At 74.4% G+C, this 18,059-nt stretch carries 13 protein-coding genes; 8 read left to right on the top strand and 5 right to left on the bottom strand.

Annotated elements, in window-relative coordinates; all coding sequences use genetic code 11:
• Position 1: 1 nt before the first annotated feature.
• The 5 genes from AB0F62_RS29560 to AB0F62_RS29540 all read left to right on the top strand — a co-directional run bounded on the left by AB0F62_RS29560 (position 2) and on the right by AB0F62_RS29540 (position 6,141).
• Positions 2-532 carry a (2Fe-2S)-binding protein gene (locus tag AB0F62_RS29560; RefSeq protein WP_361805804.1) on the top strand — a complete coding sequence of 177 codons (531 nt, stop codon included), beginning with the start codon at positions 2-4 and terminating at the stop codon, positions 530-532.
• Entirely contained in the window at positions 529-2,901 is a 2,373-nt protein-coding gene (locus AB0F62_RS29555; protein ID WP_361805801.1) for an aerobic carbon-monoxide dehydrogenase large subunit, read from the top strand. Before AB0F62_RS29560 ends, AB0F62_RS29555 begins: the two co-directional genes overlap by 4 nt.
• A gap of 8 nt (positions 2,902-2,909) precedes the next feature.
• Entirely contained in the window at positions 2,910-3,833 is a 924-nt protein-coding gene (locus AB0F62_RS29550) for an XdhC family protein (RefSeq protein ID WP_361805798.1), read from the top strand.
• Positions 3,817-4,716, top strand: coding sequence for a MoxR family ATPase (locus tag AB0F62_RS29545; protein WP_361805795.1), 900 nt, complete (start codon positions 3,817-3,819; stop codon positions 4,714-4,716). Before AB0F62_RS29550 ends, AB0F62_RS29545 begins: the two co-directional genes overlap by 17 nt.
• Before the next feature lie 204 nt (positions 4,717-4,920).
• Positions 4,921-6,141: a VWA domain-containing protein gene (locus AB0F62_RS29540; RefSeq protein ID WP_361805792.1), complete on the top strand. Its 1,221-nt coding sequence runs from the start codon at positions 4,921-4,923 to the stop codon at positions 6,139-6,141.
• A gap of 94 nt (positions 6,142-6,235) precedes the next feature.
• Here the strand turns inward: AB0F62_RS29540 and AB0F62_RS29535 are convergent, their stop codons facing one another.
• From AB0F62_RS29535 to AB0F62_RS29520, 4 genes are all read right to left on the bottom strand, one after another.
• Positions 6,236-7,222, bottom strand: a complete 987-nt coding sequence (locus tag AB0F62_RS29535; RefSeq protein ID WP_361805789.1) for a reductase — start codon at positions 7,220-7,222, stop codon at positions 6,236-6,238.
• Between the two features lie 133 nt (positions 7,223-7,355).
• A complete protein-coding gene (locus AB0F62_RS29530) occupies positions 7,356-8,336 on the bottom strand; it encodes an ATP-binding cassette domain-containing protein (protein ID WP_361805786.1) in 981 nt (326 codons plus the stop codon).
• Positions 8,333-11,107, bottom strand: a complete 2,775-nt coding sequence (locus AB0F62_RS29525) for a hypothetical protein (protein WP_361805783.1) — start codon at positions 11,105-11,107, stop codon at positions 8,333-8,335. Before AB0F62_RS29525 ends, AB0F62_RS29530 begins: the two co-directional genes overlap by 4 nt.
• A gap of 1 nt (position 11,108) precedes the next feature.
• Complete coding sequence (locus tag AB0F62_RS29520) at positions 11,109-14,447, bottom strand: ABC transporter permease (RefSeq protein ID WP_361805780.1); 3,339 nt, start codon at positions 14,445-14,447, stop codon at positions 11,109-11,111.
• A 297-nt stretch (positions 14,448-14,744) separates the two neighbouring features.
• Here AB0F62_RS29520 and AB0F62_RS29515 point away from each other — a divergent pair, with 297 nt between their 5' ends.
• Positions 14,745-15,416, top strand: a complete 672-nt coding sequence (locus AB0F62_RS29515; RefSeq protein WP_361805906.1) for an ABC transporter ATP-binding protein — start codon at positions 14,745-14,747, stop codon at positions 15,414-15,416.
• A 33-nt stretch (positions 15,417-15,449) separates the two neighbouring features.
• On the opposite strand, the gene AB0F62_RS29510 is transcribed toward AB0F62_RS29515, so the two are convergent.
• Positions 15,450-15,962: a DUF3592 domain-containing protein gene (locus AB0F62_RS29510; RefSeq protein ID WP_361805777.1), complete on the bottom strand. Its 513-nt coding sequence runs from the start codon at positions 15,960-15,962 to the stop codon at positions 15,450-15,452.
• Positions 15,963-16,169: 207 nt separating this feature from the next.
• On the opposite strand from AB0F62_RS29510, the gene AB0F62_RS29505 reads away from it, so the two are divergent.
• Both AB0F62_RS29505 and AB0F62_RS29500 read left to right on the top strand, forming a co-directional pair.
• On the top strand, positions 16,170-16,790 hold the full coding sequence (locus AB0F62_RS29505; protein WP_361805774.1) for a hypothetical protein: 621 nt from the start codon (positions 16,170-16,172) through the stop codon (positions 16,788-16,790).
• A gap of 160 nt (positions 16,791-16,950) precedes the next feature.
• On the top strand, positions 16,951-18,059 hold a 1,109-nt coding region (locus tag AB0F62_RS29500), incomplete at its 3' end, for a PepSY-associated TM helix domain-containing protein (RefSeq protein WP_361805771.1).

Genomic DNA, 18,059 nt, shown 5'->3' with positions numbered 1-18,059 from the left:
CATGCGGATCACGGTCACCGTCAACGGCGAGCGGTACACCCGGGACGTCGAACCCCGGCTGCTGCTCGTGCACTTCCTCCGTGACGAGCTGGGTCTGACGGGCACCCACTGGGGCTGCGACACCTCCAACTGCGGCGTCTGCGCGGTCTGGCTGGACGGCGCGCCCGTCAAGTCCTGCACCGTACTCGCGGTGATGGCCGACGGCCACGAGGTGCGCACCGTCGAGGGCCTCGCCGACGGAGCGGAACTCGACCCCGTGCAGCAGGGGTTCGTCGCCTGCCACGGACTGCAGTGCGGCTTCTGCACCCCCGGCATGATGATGACCGCCCGCCGGCTGCTCGACCAGGACCCCGACCCCTCCGAGAAGGCCATCCGCGAGGCGATCTCCGGCCAGCTGTGCCGCTGCACCGGCTACGAGAACATCGTGCGCTCCATCCGGTGGGCCGCCGAGCACGGCGGCACCGCGCGCCCCGCCGAGACCGGCGCAGGGGAAGCGGAGGAGGCCCACGGCCGTGAGGAGGTGCGGACATGACCACCACCGGGGAACGGCCGGTCGGCTTCGGGCGGATGACCCGCAAGGAGGACGCCCGCTTCGTCCGCGGCCGCGGCACCTACGTGGACGACGTGCGACTGCCCGGCATGCTGCACGGCGCCATCCTGCGCAGCCCGCTGGCGCACGCCCGGATCGTCTCCGTCGACACCAGCGCGGCCGAGGCCCACCCCAAGGTCAGGGCGGTGATCACCGGCGAGACCCTGGCCGGGCTCGGTCTGGCCTGGATGCCGACCCTCTCGTACGACACCCAGGCCGTGCTCGCCACCGACAAGGTGCGCTTCCAGGGCCAGGAGGTCGCGTTCGTCGTCGCCGAGGACCGCTACGCGGCCCGGGACGCGCTCGAGCTCATCGACGTCGAATACGACCCCCTCCCGCCCGTCGTCGACGCCCGCGAGGCGCTCGCCCCCGGCGCGCCGCTGATCCGCGACGACAAGGACGGGCAGACCGACAACCACGTCTTCGACTGGTCGGCGGGCGACAGGGAACGCACCGACGAGGTCTTCGCGGGCGCCGACGTCGTCGTCACGCAGGACATGCTCTACCCCCGTGTCCACCCCGCCCCGCTGGAGACCTGCGGCACGGTCGCCGACATGGACGCGGTCACCGGCAAGCTCACCGTCTGGTCCACCACCCAGGCCCCGCACGTGCACCGCACCCTCTACGCGATGGTGGCCGGCATCCCCGAGCACAAGATCCGCATCATCTCCCCGGACATCGGCGGCGGCTTCGGCAACAAGGTCGGCATCTACCCCGGATACGTCTGCGCGGTCGTCGGCTCCATCGTCACCGGAAAGCCCGTCAAATGGGTGGAGGACCGCTCGGAGAACCTGATGAGCACCTCCTTCGCCCGCGACTACCACATGCACGGCGAGATGGCCGCGACCAGGGAGGGGAAGATCCTGGGCCTGCGCGTGAAGGTCATCGCCGACCACGGCGCCTTCAACGCCACCGCCCAGCCGACGAACTTCCCCGCCGGATTCTTCGGCGTCTTCACCGGCTCCTACGACCTGGCCGCCGCCCACTGCGAGGTCACCGGCGTCTACACCGACAAGGCACCCGGCGGCGTCGCCTACGCCTGCTCCTTCCGCGTCACCGAGGCCGTCTACCTCGTCGAGCGGATGGTCGACGTGCTCGCCGCCGAACTCGGCACCGACCCCGCGGAACTGCGGATGCGCAACCTGCTGCGGCCCGGGCAGTTCCCGTACACCTCCAGGACCGGCTGGGAGTACGACTCCGGCGACTACCCGCGCGCGCTGCGGCTCGCCATGGACCTGGCGCACTACGAGGACCTGCGGCGCGAGCAGGCGGAGAAGCGCGAACGCGGCGAACTCATGGGCATCGGCGTCAGCTTCTTCACCGAGGCCGTCGGCGCGGGTCCGCGCCGGCACATGGACATCGTCGGCCTCGGCATGGCGGACGGCGCGGAACTGCGCGTCCACCCCACCGGCAAGGCCGTGCTGCGGATCTCCGTGCAGACCCAGGGGCAGGGCCACGAGACGACGTTCGCGCAGATCGTCGCCGAGGAACTGGGCATCCCGCCCGACGATGTCGAGGTGGTGCACGGCGACACCGACCAGACGCCGTTCGGGCTCGGCACCTACGGCTCCCGCTCCACCCCGGTCTCCGGCGCGGCGGCCGCGATGGTGGCCCGCAAGGTCCGCGAACGCGCCCGGCTGGTGGCCTCGGCGATGCTCGAGGTCAGCCCGGACGACCTGGAGTGGGAGAAGGGCCGCTGGTTCGTCACCGGCGACCCCGACCAGGGCCGCACGATGGCCGAGATCGCCCTCGCCGCGCACTCCGGCCTCGAACTCCCCGAAGGCGTCGAGGGCCACCTCGACGCGACCTGCGTCTACAACCCGCCCAACCTCACCTTCCCGTTCGGCGCCTACATCTGCGTCGCCGACGTCGACGCGGGCACCGGGCAGGTGAAGGTGCGCCGCTTCGTCGCCGTGGACGACTGCGGCAACCGCATCAATCCGATGATCGTGGAGGGGCAGGTGCACGGCGGGCTCGCCGACGGGCTCGGCATGGCGCTCATGCAGGTGATCGCCTTCGACGAGGACGGCAACTGCCTCGGCGGCTCCTTCATGGACTACCTGCTGCCGACGTCCGTCGAGTGCCCCTCCTGGGAGCTGGGGGAGACCGTCACCCCGTCCCCGCACCACCCCTTCGGCGCGAAGGGCGTCGGGGAGTCCGCCACCGTGGGCTCGCCCGCCGCCGTCGTCAACGCCGTCGTGGACGCCCTGCGGCCGCTCGGCGTACGCCACATCGACATGCCGCTCACCCCCGCGGTGGTCTGGCGGGCCGCCCGCGGGCAGCCGCTCCGCACCGACCTGGCGATCACCTGAGGCACCCGATGACCAGCACCGAACTGCTGACCCGCGCGGACGAACTCCGGCACGGCCGGACCCCGTTCGTCCTCGCCACCGTCGTCCGGGCGCAGCGGCCCAGCAGCGCCCGGCCCGGCGACAGCGCGCTGGTGCTGCCCGACGGCACCGTCGAGGGCTTTGTCGGAGGCACGTGCGCCGAGTCGACCGTGCAGCTCCAGGGACTGCGCCTGCTGCAGACCGGGGAGTCGGTGCTGCTGCGGATCACCCCTGGGGGCCGGGACACCGGAGCGGAGGGCGAGGGGCTGGTCACGGTGGCCAACCCCTGTCCGTCCGGCGGCACGCTCGACATCTTCCTGGAGGCACATCTGCCGCCCGTGCTCGTCCACGTCTACGGCCACGCGCCCATCGCCCGCGCCCTGCTCGACGTCGGCCGGGCCCTCGGGCACGACGCCCGGCCCGCCGAGCCGGGCGCGCCGATGCCGTCCGACCTGGACGTCGTCGTGATCGCCTCGCACGGCCGCGACGAGGAGGCCGTACTGACCGAGGCGGTGCGCGCCGGGGTCCCCTACGTCGGGCTGGTGGCCGGCCCGAAACGCGGCGCCGCCGTCCTGGCCGCGCTCGGACTCGGCGCGCAGGAGCGGGCCCGCGTCCACACTCCCGCCGGACTCGACATCGGCGCCCGCACCCCGCCGGAGATCGCCCTGTCGGTGTACGCCGAGGTGATCGCGCTCCGGCCGCGGCCGGCGGCCCGCCGGACGCCGGACGCGACGTCGGCGGCCGGCCCCGTCGCGGCGGCCGCCGACCCCGTGTGCGGGATGACCATCGCCGTCACCCCCGGGGCCGTCTCGCTGACCGAGGAGACCGGGGGCACCGTCTACTTCTGTGGCCCCGGCTGCCGGCACGCCTACGCGGACGACCCCGGCCGCTACGCGCATGCCGGCCGACCCTGACGTCCTCCTCCCCGACGTCCCCGCCCTGCGCGCCCGGCTCGACGCCGCCGACTACCTCGCCGACGACGCGCTCGCCACCGCGCTGCTGCTGGCCGTGCGCATGCGGCAGCCGATCCTGCTGGAGGGCGAACCCGGCGTCGGGAAGACCGAGGCGGCCCGCGCCCTGGCCACCGTCCTCGACACCCCGCTGATCCGGCTTCAGTGCTACGAGGGGCTCTCTGCCGCCGAGGCGCTGTACGAATGGAACTACCCGCGCCAACTGCTGGCGATCCGGCTCGCCGAGTCCCGGGGCGAACCCCTCCGCGACGCCGACCTGTTCACCGCCGACTACCTGATGCCGCGGCCCCTGCTCGCCGCGATCAGCCACCCGGGGCCCCGGCCCGCCGTCCTGCTCGTCGACGAGGTGGACCGGGCCGACGACGAGTTCGAGGCCTTCCTGCTGGAACTGCTGGCCGACGCGGCCGTCACCATTCCCGAACTCGGCACGCGGACCGCGACCGTGCCGCCCGTCGCCGTCCTCACCTCGAATCGCACCCGTGACCTCCACGACGCGCTGAAGCGGCGCTGCCTCTACCACTGGATCGAGTACCCGGACACGCCCCGGGTCGCCGCCGTCATCCGGCGCCGCGTCCCCGGCGCGGGGGAGTGGCTGGCGTCCCGGGTCGCCACGGCGGTGGCACGGCTGCGCGCCGACCACCGGCTCACCAAGCCCCCGGGCATCGCCGAGGCCGTCGACTGGGCGGGCGCGATCCGCGCGCTGGGCCTCGCCACGCTGGACGCCGACGCGGCCGACCGCACCCTCGGCGCGGTCCTCAAGTACGCCGAGGACCTCTCCGCGGTACGCGCCGCGGGACTCACGCACCTGGTCGACTCCGATGCGTGAGTCCCGCCCGCGACGCCGCGCGGAGCGCCGCCACCGAGAGGTGAGGGAGGTGAGGGAGATGCTGCGGGCAAGTAATGCGAGGGTCGAGATGCCCCCGACCGTCAGTCCCGCGCGCGGCGCAGGCACGGGGGTCGCACGGCCTCCCGAGGCCTGTCCCACAGCCGGGGACGAGCGGTGCCGGACGGGCGCCGGGGAGGGACGGCCGTGAGCGGACTGCCGGACCTGGTGGGGCTGCCGGAGGTGGCGGCCGCGCTGGGCGCCGCGCTGCGGGAGGCGGGGATCGGGGTCGGGCCCGACAGGGCGGAGCGGTTCGCGCGCGCGGTGACCGTGCTGGGTCCGGCGACGACGCGGGAGTTGCGGTACTGCGCGTTGGCGACGCTCGTGGCCGACCCGGAGCAGATCCCGGTGTTCGACGCCGTGTTCCAGGAGGTGTTCGGCGGCGGCGGCGGTGTCGGGCACCCCGGGCCGCGGGGGCAGCCGGGCGACCCGTCGCGGTCACCGTCCGGCACCGGGCGCCCGGCCGCGAAGGGCGGTACGGTGGGGCCGTTCGACCACGGGCCCGGGCGGGCCCGCGAGGTCGCGACACCCACGGCGGCCAGTCCGGGCGACCGACTCGCCACCCGGGACTTCGCGGAGCTGACCGACGCCGAACTCGCCCTGCTGGCGGGGACGATGCGCGCGATCACCCTCAACACCCCGGTCCGTACCTCCCGCAGGTGCGCGCCCGCCCGGCACGGCGGGCGGGTCGACCTGCGCCGTACGCTTGCCGCCGGACGCCGTACGGGCGGACACCCCCTGCGGCTGCGCCGCATCGTGCCGCGGATCCGGCGCCGCGACCTGGTCGTGCTCTGCGACATCTCGGGGTCGATGGAGCCGTACGCCAGGGCGATGCTGCAGTTGCTCTACTGCGCGTCGCGCGGGGCGCGCGCCGAGGTCTTCACCTTCGCCACGCGGCTGACCCGGCTGACGCCTGTCCTGCGGCGGCCCGGCCGCCCATCCGACGCGCTGGCGCGCGCCGGGCGGACGGCGCCGGACTGGGCGGGGGGTACGCGGATCGCCGCGTGCCTGGGGGAGTTCAACGACCGGTACGGGCGGCGCGGCATGGCCCGGGGCGCCGTCGTCGTGATCGTCTCGGACGGCTGGGACACCGGCGAACCCGCTCTGCTCGGCGAGCAGATGGCCGCGCTCGCCCGGGTGGCCTTCCGGATCGTCTGGGTCAACCCCCGGACGGCCGGCCCGCGGTACCGGCCGCTCGTCGGGGGCATGGCCGCGGCGCTGCCGTACTGCGACGCCGTCGTGAGCGCCCATGATCTGGCCGCCCTCGACGACTTCGCCGCCGCGTTGTCCGCTCCGGGCCGCCGTCGCGGGGGTGCGAGGCGCGGAACGGCGGATTCCGTCGTGTCCGCCACCGGTCGCCCGCCCTGATCCGTCCGGCCCGGCGGGTCCGGCGGGTTCGGCCTGCCGCCGACGCGGCGGTGGCGTTCTCCGGGGCGGGCCTTCGGCCGGGGCGGGCCCGTCCTCAACCGGCCAGTGCCTTGGCCTCCTTGTCCGGGGCCAGGCCCACCGAGGGGCGGTCCGGGCGGTGGGGTGCCACACCGCCGAGGGAGCGGAGCCAGTTCCAGGTGTCGGCGACCGTCTCGCCGACGGGGCGGCAGCGCAGTCCCGTGGCCAGCGCGCGGGAGACGTCGGCGGTGTGCAGGGTGTCGTACAGTTCGCCCGGCGGGAGCCAGACCGGCAGTTCGGTCCAGGGCTCGATTCCGGCGGCCAGTACCGTCTCCGGGTCCGTCCAGCGCAGTTCGGCCGTGCTGCCGGTCACCGCCTGGCAGGCGTCGAGGAGTTCGCCCATCGTGGTGTGCCCGGGTGGGCTGACGAGGTTGTAGGCGCCGCCGAGCCGGGCCGCGGCGGCGTCCAGGACCCACGCGGCGAGATCGCGGGCGTCGACGTACTGCAGCGGCAGATCGCGGGGCCCGGGGGCGAGGACGGGGCCGCCGCAGGCGACGCGGGTGAGCCACCACGGCAGGCGGCCGATGTTCTCGTACGGTCCGAGGATCAGGCCGGCGCGGACCAGCAGGGCGCGGTCGCCGAAGGACTCGACGGCGGCCAGTTCGCCGCCGCGCTTGGCGCGCGCGTAGTCGACGTCGGGTCCGTCGCCGGGGGAGGCGTCCACGACGGGCCCGGCCTCGTCGAGTCCCGGGGCGGCCGGATAGGTGTACACCGAGCGGCTGGAGACGTAGGCGTAGGTGGCCGCCCGGCCGGCCAGGAGCCGTGCCGTCTCCCGTACGACGGCGGGTGCGCCGGACCAGGTGTCGACGACGGCGTCCCACTCGCCGTGCTCGAGGGCCGCGAGGCCGCCGTCGGTGCCCCGCTCCCCGAGCAGTACGGCGGCCCCGGGGGGCGCCTGGTGCCTGCCGCGGTGGAAGACGGTCACCTCCCAGCCCCGTTCGAGCGCGTCCTCGACGACGGCGCGTCCCACGAACTCCGTACCACCCAGCGTCAGCAGCCTCATGCCGGTCACTCTGCCCGCTCCGGCGCCCGGTCGTCGGCGATCACGCTCTGGGCGCAATCGAGCGGCGGGGCCCCGGGGCGGGCACCGAGCGGGTGTGCGCGGCGGCCCCGCACGCGCAGGGGGCCGCGGAGCGTCAGTCCTCCACGGGGCGGTCGGGGCGGACGGCGATGTGGTCGGGTTCGAGTTCGAGCATGACGCGGTTGCGGATGTCGAGGGCGTGGGTGAAGTCGCGGGGGAGCTGGAGGCGGCCGGAGCGGTCGACGGTGGCGTATTCGCTGGCGTGGACGGTGGTGTGGCCGTCTTCGTCGACGCTGGTGCGGCGGACGACTTCGGAGGCGGTGCGGCCGTCGCGGATGGCGACGGTGCGGTCGACCGCCGAGGCGACCGCCTGGTCGTGGGTGACGACGACGATCGTGGTGCCCAGTTCCTTGTTCGCCGTGCGGAACGCACCGAAGACCTGCTCGCTGGCGGCGGAGTCCAACTGCCCGGTGGGCTCGTCGGCCAGCACCAGGGAGGGGTGGTTGGCCAGCGCCACGGCGATCGCGGTGCGCTGCTGTTCACCGCCGGACATCTGCTGCGGCCGCCGGTCGGCGCAGTAGGCGACGCCCATCATCTCCAGCAGTTCCATGGCGCGGTCGGCACGGGCCTTGCGTCCCTTGACGCGGCCGGCGAGCCGCATGGGCAGCACGACGTTCTGCAGGGCGGTGAGGTAGGGCAGGAGGTTGCGTGAGGTCTGCTGCCAGACGAAGCCGACGACCTCGCGCTGGTAGCGCAGGCGGTCTCCGGAGTCGAGTGCGAGCAGGTCGAAGCCGGCGACCGAGGCCGCGCCGGCGGTGGGGGTGTCCAGGCCGGCGAGGATGTTGAGCAGGGTGGACTTGCCGCTGCCGGACGCGCCGACCAGGGCCATCAGTTCGCCCTGCTGCACCAGCAGGTCCAGTCCCTGCAGGGCTTGGACCTCCACGCCCTGGGCGGTGAAGATCCGTACCAGGCGGTCGCAGACGATGAGGGCGTCGTGCCCGTAGGCGGGCTGCTCCTTGCCCTCGGCGACGCGCCGTTCCAGGTCCGCCAGCGATACGCTGCCGCGCTCGGCGGTGCCGGACGTGCTCTGAGTCATGATCGTTCCCCCATCCGGAGTTCGGTTCCTTCTCCCCGTCGTCCCGTCAGCCAGGCCTGGACGGCCAGGAGCGCGCAGGCCAGTGCGACCAGTGCGGCAGCGGGTATCAGCAGTGAGGCGGCGTCGGTGCGCAGCACCGCCCCCGACAGATCGGTGGCCGGCGTGCGGACGGTGAAGGCGAGTGCCGCCAGGTCCACGCCGGGGCGGACCAGGGGCACGGTGGCCAGGCTGACGGCGATGCCGCCGAGGGCGCCCAGCAGGACCTGCGGCAGCATCTCCAGCACCGCCAGCCACTGCCGTTGACGACCCGCCATACCCATCGTCCGCAGGCGGGCCAGCAGCGCCTTGCGCTGCGGCGCGTTGTGCAGCAGCGACAGCAACAGTGCCAGCACGCTGAACCCGGCGCCCGCGGCGACGGCGGCCAGGTAGACGTGGCGGGCGCCGGACTGCAGGGCCGAGGTGGTGCCGTAGGAGGCGCGGACCTCGGGTTGCAGGGTGACGTTGGCCTTGGGCGCGGTCTTGGTCACCAGGGCGCGCAGTGCCTTGGCGTCGATGCCGGTGCCCGTCGCGTAGAGCGTCGAGGGCCCGTGCGCCGGCTCCTTGGTGCCGGGTGCCACCTTGGCCAGGGCCTTTCTGGACACGATGATGAACTCGCGGTTGGGAGCCGCTGGTGTGACGTCCTGCGTGCCCACGATGTGCGCCATGACCCGCCCGACCGAGGACCTGACGGTCTCCGGGTCGCCGACGCCGTTCCCGAACGTCCGCGCGACCGCGGGGGAGGCGATGGCGGGGATGGCTTCCGACGTGCCGGAGTCCAGCTTGCCTGCGGGGAACGCGGAGCCCAGGCCGGTGGCCGCCACGAGACGGGCGTACGGCTTCGGATCGACGACGAGCAGGTCGAACCGGGTGCGGCTGTTCATGATCTGCTGCCCGGGCTCGACCCGGACGCCGGTGACCTCGCGGACCCCCGCGATCTTCCGGACCTGTGCGTCGAGTCCCTGCGGCAGGGCGCCGTAGGTCTGTACGCGGGCGTCCGCGCCGACGGCGGTCACCGCGGCGTGGTCGCGTCCCGATTCCACTCCGGCCAGGACGGCCCCGCCGAAGGAGGTGACGGTGAGCGCCACCACTACGGCCAGCAGCGGCAGTGCCGTGGTGGAGGGGGCGCGTCCGGCACGTGCCAGGCCGAGGTGCAGCACGGCTCCGTTGAGCCGCCCGAAGGGGCGCGCCAGCAGCCGTACCGGCCAGGGGTAGAGCCGCAGCAGGACCAGTGCGGTGACCACCGCCACCAGGACGGGCGCGGCGGCGGTCAGTACGTCCGCGCCGCCGTCCGCCGTGCCGCGCTGCCGCAGTGCCACGACGGCGCCGGCGACGACGACCACGACCGCCAGTTCGGCCACCGTGCGGCGCCGGGACGGCCGGGCCGCGACGATGTCCTCCCGCTGCGCGATGCGCGGCCGGCGGGCCGTTGCCGCCGCCCGCAGCGGCAGGCTCACCGTGGCCACGACGGCCACGGCGGTCGCCGCCCCTACAGCGAGCGCGGCGCTTTGCGCCGGGAGCAGGAGCAGTGCCAGGGCCAGTCCCGCGGCCGCGGAGGGCACCGCCACGACCGCGCTCTCGGCCAGCAGTCGGCCGGTCAGCGCGCCCAGGCTGATGCCGCGGGCCCGCAGCAAGGTGAACTCGGCCCTGCGGCGGTTCGCCGACAGACCCGCCGCCATGAGCAGGACCACGATGGCCACGGTGCCCACGCCGACGGCGGCGACCAGGACCAGCGGCCGGGCGGCGGTGCGCTCGGCGGCGAAGGGACCGAGGCGTTCGGCGAGTCCCTCCTCCTCGACGTGCAGGCCGCGCTGCTTGGTCTGCAGGCGTGCCGCGGCCGGGCCCGCCGTCAGTGCGGAGAGCCGGTCGCGCAGTGCGGGCACGTCACGCGCGGTGAGCGCGCCGATGTCGGCGGGGTGGTGCCAGTAGGCCAGCGCGCCGTCCTGGAGGCCGAGCAGGACGTTCGTGGCGTGTTCGTTGATCAGCGCCGTGAAGTGCCAGTACTGGGCGGGAGTGCCGCCTGAGCTCGACTGCGTGCGGAGATTGGGTTTGCGCAGGTCGGGTTCCGCGTTCCACCAGGCGGCGCCGGCTTTCCGGGGCGCGACGATCCCGGTGACCCGGACGGTCATGACGGAGCCGACGGCGTCCTGGAGGTGGAACGCCGAGCCCGCGCGCAGCTTCATGACCTGGGCGGTGCGGTCGGTGATCACCGCTTCGATGCTCCGGTCGTCGGCGCGGGTGCGCGGCAGGCGCCCTTCGATCAGGCGGGTGTTCGCCGCGAGGTCCGACTGGGCCACCAAGGTGCCCTTCGGGGGGAGCGGGGTGTCACCGGGCAGCCGGGGCAGTCCGGGGTCGGTGGCGGCCGTGTCCACGGAACGGACGCCGTAGACGGTCTGGTCCGGCTCCAGTGCCAGCGGCGGCCGTACGAGTTTCTGGAACTCCTTCTCCGTCTTCCTCAGCGAGGTGGGAGCCAGCAGGGCCTCGGGGTTGAAGGGGACGGACAGCCGTGACACCTGGAGCGACATGGTGACGCTGCGGTCCGGGAGCGACGCGTGGGACACCGCGTCGCGCAGTGCGGTGTTCTCGTAGCCGTCGACGGCCCGCGGCAGTGCGGCTGCCAGGAACGCCGTGACGAGCACCAGCGCGGCCAGGGCCAGCGTGCCGCCGGGGGCGGCGCGCAGCCGGGCGCGGATCCAGGAGACGTCACCGCTCTGCTGGGTACGGGGCTCGGCCACGTCATTCACCTCCTTGGCGCCGCAGCGCCTGGGCCGGGTCGGCGGACCGCCACGCGGTGAGCGTGACGCCGAGCAGGGGCAGTGCGGTGACGGTGATCAGCAGAAGGACCAGCGGGCCGGACGGCAGTTCCACCCGGACCCCGGGTATCGGGTTCTCCGCGTGCGACGTCAGGATGATCAGGGGGACGACCAGACGGGTCAGCAGCCCGCCGAGTACGGCGCCCACGCCGACCGCGACCAGGATCAGCAGACCCTGTTCGGCGGCGATCACCCGGGCGAGCCAGCGGCGCGGGGTGCCCAGGGCCCGCAGCATCGCGAACTCCTGAGAGCGCTCGCGCAGTGCGCCTGCCGCCGCGACCACGTAGCCGACCATGGCCAGCACCGCGGCGGTGACCACGGCGGCGGGCAGCGCGGACAGCGGCCCGGCGCCGAGCGGATCGCGTTGCAGTTCGGTCCGCTGCTCGTCGCGGACCAGGAGCGAGGTGATGTCGCCGCGGGCCCGCAGGGCGGCGGCGACGCGGGCGGTGGCGCCGGGTTCGGCCGCCAGCCACCATTCGGCGGGCACCAGGGAGCCGCGGCCGGTCCCGTTCAGCAGGGTGTTCACCGAGCGCAGGTCCAGCAGCAGCGCCCCACCGTCGGTGTCGGAGCCGGCGGCCGAGGCGGTGGGCAGGGCGCGGACGGCGGCGGTGACGCGGACCGGCACGCTCACGCCGGCCAGCTGGATCCGCACCGAGTCGCCCACCTTGGCATCGACGGTCCGCAGGAAGGAGTCGGTGGCGACCCCCGCCAGCACGGCCGGGGCCTTCGGCCCCGAGGTCGCGCTCACGGACGCCTCGCCGTACCCGCTCGGCCAGTAGTTCCCGAGCGGTGTCTGTCCGGTGTCGTAGTCGAGGGTGAGCGGTGTGCGTCCGTCGGAGCGCGGGGCGTCCGCCTTGGCGGTGAGGTGGGTCCCGTCCTCGACGAAGTCCGGGTTGCCCATGGTGGCACGCGCCTGCCATGACGAGTTTCCGGGCACCGGGACGGCATGCGCGGAGCCGTCGGCGGACTCCGCCTGCAGGCGCACGAGGGACAAGCGGTGGTGCTCTGTGTCCGGGGGCAGTGCGTAGTCGGCCTTGAGCCCGGTCAGCCGCAGGGGTCCGGCGGGGCCGGCCCCGGGGGCCCGGCCGGCCTCGGCGGCGAAGTCCGCCACCACGACGTGCCGTCCGCCGTCGGCGGGGACCTTGCCCAGGGTGAAGGTGTAGGGGACGCCGAAGCGGTCCGTGAACGTCGCCGAGAGGCGGGTGGTGACGTCGCTGTCAATCGGTCCGCCGTCGGCTTCCGAGGCCTGCAGGCGGACCGTCAGGAGAAGGCGCGCCGTGCCCTTGGGCAGCGTGAATCCGGCGTCGCGGGAGGCGGTGTCCCGGGGGCTCAGGGACCGCAGCAGGTCCTGGAAGGGACGGTCGGCGAGGTCGTCGCGCAGGTCGGTCACCCGGGAGGCCGCTTGGGTGTCCATCGCCAGCACGGTGGCCTCGCGGCCCCGGGGCAGCGGCACGGTGCTGCGGTTCGCCGGGGTCACCGCGGCGATCCCGGGGACGTGGTCGTAGACGCCTCCCTGGCCGAAGGGCAGGGTGGAGGTGGCGGCGACGCGGACGTCGGCGCCCACGGTGAAGTCGGCCTGGTCGCGCTGGGAGCGCTCCCAGCTCGCGTTCTCGCCGATCGCGAACATGCTGATCGACACCGCGAGGACCAGCAGCAGGGCCGGGACGGCGCCGCGGCCGGTCCGCCGGGCCAGCTGCCATCCGGCCAGTGCGGTCGGCAGGCCGCGGGAACCGGTGGCCAGCCGCTCGCCGAGGCGGGCGGCCAGCGGCAGCAGACGGAGCGCGAGCACCGCTCCTGCCAGCAGGCAGATCGCGGGGGCCACGATCAGTACCGGATCGAGGCTCAGCTTGCCGGTGGTGTCGGTCGTCAGTGCGCCCGTCCCGCCGTCGCGTCGGGACAGCTGCCAGTAGCCCAGGCCCGCCACGAGCAGCAGCGCGAGGTCGGTGCCCGCCTGCACGGCACCCGGCAGCGCGCCCCTGCGGGACCGTGCCTCCTGCTCACCCGCGTAGGTGCCCGTGCGGCGCAATGCGGGCGAGGCCACCGCGGCGGCGCACGCGAGCGCTGCCAGCACGCCGGCCCACCAGGCCGTCGCGGCCGGTACGTCCAGGTGCACGTCCGCCCGCGCCAGGGCCCCGTGTCCGGCCAGCAGCCGCACCAGCGGCCCGGCCAGCAGCGGTGCCAGCACGGCGGCGGGCAGCGCCAGCAGCAGCGCCTCGGTGGCGGCCAGGCCCGCGATGCGGGACCGGGAGCCGCCGCGGGCCCGCAGCTGGGCGGTCTCCTCGGAGCGTTCGGTGGCGAGCAGGCCCGCGACGAGCATCAGTGCCAGCCCTGCGAGCACGGCCAGCTGCAATGCGCTGATGAGCAGGGTCGAGCGGCTGACCAGCAGGTTGCGGCTCAGGTCGTCCGCCAGGGCGGGCAGCTCGCTGCTCGCCGTCGTCTCCCCGTTCAGCACCGTGCCGTCGAGCTTCCCCACCGTCCGCCGGACGTCCTGGCCCACGTGGTCGAGGCGAGTGGTGGTCACCGCGGAGAAGCCGGCGCCCGCTGTCCACTGGACCTCGGCCGCCGGGACAGCGCCCGCCGCGAACGCCTTCGGGTCCACGAGCATCGGGCCGTAGGTGGTGAACGACAGCGTCCGCACGCCGCGCCCGGCCAGCGGGTCGAGCCGCCAGTAGGTCGCGGCAGGGTCGGTGGGCCGGTACAGGCCGGTCAGGCGCACGCGCACCGACGGGCCGCTGCGCCGGTCGGCGAGCGTGATCACGTCTCCCGGTCGCACGCCCAGGGCCTCCGCGGCCGTGTCGGGCAGTGCGACCGGCACCGGGCCGCCCTTCTCCTGCGGCGCCTCCGGGAAGGCCCCCTCGACCATGGTCACCCGGGAGCGGTCGAAGGTGGCGAGCAGCGTGAGGTCCGGGTTGTCCGACCGCGGCGCGCCGGCGGGGCGCAGGTTCCGCGGCAGCCCGTACGTGCCCGAGCGGGTGCTGGACGAGACCCGCACCGGCAGCCCGTCGTAGGCCCCCGCCAGGGTCTTGCGCACCGTGGAGTCCAGCCGCCCGGTGTCCTGATCCGTCACTTCGGACGTCACATCGATCAGGGTCCTGGCGGCCGACGGCCCCTGAAGCGCGCGCCGCAGCCCCGCGTCCCCGACCGCGCCGCTGAACGCGGCCAGCGTGGCCACGGCGCAGGTGGTCAGGACGACAGACAGAAGTGCGGCAGCGAGCAGCAGCCGGTGCGCGCGCAGGCGCAGCAAAACGAAGCCCGGCACCATGCCCCCCGTTCTTGATGCCCGTAACAGTGTGTTGCGAGTGATCGACCAGGTCACCGCGGAGCGGTGAGGAGTGACACAGCTTACGCCGATGTCACGACGTGATCGCACAGGTGTCCCCTACCGTCCGGTAGTCGGACGGATGGGACCGATTTCAACGATCGCTGAATGCTAAACCTACGTTTGTTTCCATCGTGTGAACAGTGGCACAGCTTGGCGGCCCTTATGCTGGCGGGCATGACTGAGGGACTGCTGGAACGGCGTGAGGGCCCGGCGGGCGACGGGGCGGCCTCCGAGGCGATGGTCGTGGTCGAGGACCTGGTGCGCACCTTCGGCACCGGGGACACCGCGGTGCACGCGCTGGGCGGGGTCTCCTTCTCCGTGGCCCGCGGCGAGCTCGTGGCCCTCAAGGGCCGCTCGGGCTCGGGCAAGACCACCCTGCTCAACATCATCGGCGGCCTGGACCGCGCCGACGCCGGACAGGTCACCGTCGACGGCACCGCCCTGAACGGCCTGGCCGAACGCGACCTGCTCGCGCTGCGCCGCGACCGCATGGGCTTCGTCTTCCAGTCCTTCGGACTGCTGCCCATCCTCACCGCCGCCGAGAACGTCGGCGTCCCCCTCCGCCTGCGCAACACCCCGCGCCGCGAACGCGAGGAGCGCGTCGCCCTCCTGCTGTCCCTGGTCGGCCTCGCCGACCACGCCGCCCAGCGCCCCGGCGAGATGTCCGGCGGCCAGCAGCAGCGCGTGGCCATCGCCCGCGCCCTGGCCAACCGCCCCGCCCTGATCATCGCCGACGAACCCACCGGCCAGCTCGACGCCGACACCGGCCGCGCCGTCATGGAACTCCTGCGCGCCGTCGTCCACAGCGAAGGCGTCACCGCCCTGGTCGCCACCCACGACCCCCAGCTCATCGCCCTCGCCGACCGCGTCCTCGAACTCCACGACGGCCACATCACCCAAACCGGCTGAACGGACCCGGGCCGGGCCCGGCGGCGGACGGCTTCAGGAGCGGGTGTGCCCCGCGTCGCCCCGCGTGCGTCGCCCCGCGGTGTGACGGAGCCTCAGGCCGGAGCGGGCGACCAGAGCCAGCCCCACGGCGGCGAACCCCGACCAGAACAGCAGCGGGCCGTTCCCGATGTCACGCCGGGCGATGACCCGATCGGGGCGGTCGGCGTGGTAGACGATGGCGAGGAGGTCGCCGTCGTCCAACTGCCCCCGGTTGGTCGTCGCCGGCAACCGGTGGGTGACCTCGGCGCCGGCCACGGTGAAGGTCACCCAGAACCGGTCCTCGCCGGGGCTTTCACGCTGCTCCCGTACGGTCCCCACCGTGTGCACACCATGACGCAGCGCCAGGGTGTCCCTCGCCGTCGCCGTCAGGAACCACACCCCCGCCACGAGGAACAGCCCGCCGACCACGAGGAGCAGCAGCGCGTTCGCGGAGCCCTCGCCCGCCGCTCTCCCGGGATCCTCCGAGGAGCCGCTGCCCCACCCCGTCAGTCGTCGGCCGCCTCGCATCGATCCGCCTCCACCCCCCTCGTGCAATGTACGGAACCGCCGAGCGGCGCGGGAGACCCGATGCGGCACTCCGACGGCGGAACCCCGGCAAACCTCGCGTTCGCGGCCGGCGGGCGGACGAGCGGGGCGTAGCACAGGGGATGACGCGCCGCGTGTGCTTCGAGGCGCTGTCCCTTTTTCGGGTGAGGACTGGCATCATGACTGCTCATGACGTCCGGGCCCGCCTTCCGTCTCGCACGCGCCGCGGTGTTCGCGGCCGTCTGCGTGACGGTGACGGGGCTCGGCCACGCCGTGATGTCGCGGGCGGTGCCCGGCTGGGCGGTGGGATACGCGTTCGCCGCCACCACCGCCGGGGCCTGGTGGCTCGCCGGGCGCCGGGAACGCGGCGCCCCCGCGGTCACGGGGGCCACGGTGGGCGCCCAGTTGGCGCTGCACGCCTGGTTCAGCCTCGCGCAGGCATTCGCCGCGGCTCCCGCCGACCCGGCTCTCGGAGCCGGGCACACCTCCGCGGCGATGGACGCGATGCCCATGTCGGCCTCCTCGATGGGAGGTTGGTCCACCGGGATGGCGTCGGCGCACGCCCTTGCCGCGCTGGTCTGCGGACTGTGGCTGTGGCGGGGCGAGGTCGCGGCGTTCCGCCTCGGCCGGGCGCTGGCGGCGTTCGTCCTCGCCCCGCTGCGCCGGGCCGTGCGGATACGCTGCACCGGCCACCTGCCCGCCCCTTTCCGCCCCGCGTCCTTCCTCGGTCCGGTGCGGCCGCCGCGCCGCACCTCCCTACGGCACACGGTCTCGCGGCGAGGCCCCCCGAAGCCGGCGATCTGCTTCTGACCGCCCGCACCGCCCCCCGGTGGTGACGGGCGCAGTCCGGCGTGCCCGCACGCGACACCATCTGCCGCCGCGTCACGCCGTTCCGCCGCCCAGGCGGACGACCTGCCGACTTCACTCGCGCCCGAGCGCCGCGCGCCGGGCGCCCATTGGGGATGGACTCATGTCTTCCACTCAGGAACAGACACCGACGGGCGGCCACGACGCGGCCGCCGTGTCCGTGGCCGAGGAACAATCCGCCGCGCCGACGCCCGCGGCTCCGCCCGGCACTCCGCCACCGGGCCGGTCATGGCGGGCCGTACGGGCGCTGCTCGTACGACTGCACTTCTACGCGGGCGTCTTTGTCGCGCCCTTCCTTCTGGTGGCCGCGCTGACGGGCGTGGCCTACACGGTTACTCCGCAGCTCGACCAACTCGTCTACGGGGATCTGCTGCGCGTCGAGCAGGCCGGGGGCGCGCAGCGTCCGCTGGCGGAACAGATCGCGGCGGCGCGTTCGGTGCATCCGGAGGGGACGCTGGCGTCGGTGACCACCGGTGCCGGGGCCGGGGAGACCACGCGGGTGGTGCTCTCCGTTCCGGAGTTGGGTGACCGGCAGCGCACCGTGTTCGTGGACCCCTACACGGCCCGGGTGGAGGGGGAGCTGACGACGTGGTGGGGGTCGACGCCGTTGACCACGTGGTTGGACGATCTGCATCGCAATCTGCAGTTGGGGGAGACCGGCCGCCTGTATTCGGAGGTCGCCGCGAGCTGGCTGTGGGTGATCGTGGCGGGTGGGCTCGTGCTGTGGATCGGGCGTGCTCGTGGGCAGCGGGCGAGGTCGGTACGGGGTGTGCTGCTGCCCGAGCGGTCCGCCCGGGGGGTGCGGCGTACCCGGACCTGGCATGCCGCCACGGGCGTGTGGATGGCGCTGGGTCTGCTCTTCCTCAGTGCCACCGGGCTGACCTGGTCCCACTACGCGGGTGACCGGTTCGGGCAGGTGCTGGACGCGGTCCGGGGGCATGCGCCGGAGCTGGACACCGCGCTGCCCGGCGCGGACGCGGCGTCCGGTGACGGCCACGCGGGGCATGCCGGGCACGGCGGCGGGACCGCTGCGGGGTCGGGGGACCCGGCGGACTTCGACGCGGTTCTGGCGGTGGCCCGTGATGCCGGTCTGGGCGGCAGGGTGGAGCTGACGCCCCCCGCCGACGCGGGCAGCGCCTGGACGGTGGCCCAGGACGACGACCGGTGGCCGGTGCACTACGACCAGGTCGCCGTCGACGCCGCCAAGGGCGA

The organism is Streptomyces sp. NPDC026673, assembly GCF_040638135.1.
Lineage (GTDB): Bacteria > Actinomycetota > Actinomycetes > Streptomycetales > Streptomycetaceae > Actinacidiphila.
This window is presented reverse-complemented; position numbering and strand designations above follow the sequence as displayed.

Bases quoted from the DNA above. Each gene is read 5' to 3' on its own strand.
- AB0F62_RS29560 (WP_361805804.1), top strand. From the start codon at position 2: ATGCGGATCACGGTCACCGTCAACGGCGAGCGGTACACCCGGGACGTC.
- AB0F62_RS29530 (WP_361805786.1), bottom strand. From the start codon at position 8,336: ATGACTCAGAGCACGTCCGGCACCGCCGAGCGCGGCAGCGTATCGCTG.
- AB0F62_RS29545 (WP_361805795.1), top strand. From the start codon at position 3,817: ATGCCGGCCGACCCTGACGTCCTCCTCCCCGACGTCCCCGCCCTGCGC.
- AB0F62_RS29520 (WP_361805780.1), bottom strand. From the start codon at position 14,447: ATGGTGCCGGGCTTCGTTTTGCTGCGCCTGCGCGCGCACCGGCTGCTG.
- AB0F62_RS29555 (WP_361805801.1), top strand. From the start codon at position 529: ATGACCACCACCGGGGAACGGCCGGTCGGCTTCGGGCGGATGACCCGC.
- AB0F62_RS29505 (WP_361805774.1), top strand. From the start codon at position 16,170: ATGACGTCCGGGCCCGCCTTCCGTCTCGCACGCGCCGCGGTGTTCGCG.
- AB0F62_RS29510 (WP_361805777.1), bottom strand. From the start codon at position 15,962: ATGCGAGGCGGCCGACGACTGACGGGGTGGGGCAGCGGCTCCTCGGAG.
- AB0F62_RS29550 (WP_361805798.1), top strand. From the start codon at position 2,910: ATGACCAGCACCGAACTGCTGACCCGCGCGGACGAACTCCGGCACGGC.
- AB0F62_RS29515 (WP_361805906.1), top strand. From the start codon at position 14,745: ATGGTCGTGGTCGAGGACCTGGTGCGCACCTTCGGCACCGGGGACACC.
- AB0F62_RS29535 (WP_361805789.1), bottom strand. From the start codon at position 7,222: ATGAGGCTGCTGACGCTGGGTGGTACGGAGTTCGTGGGACGCGCCGTC.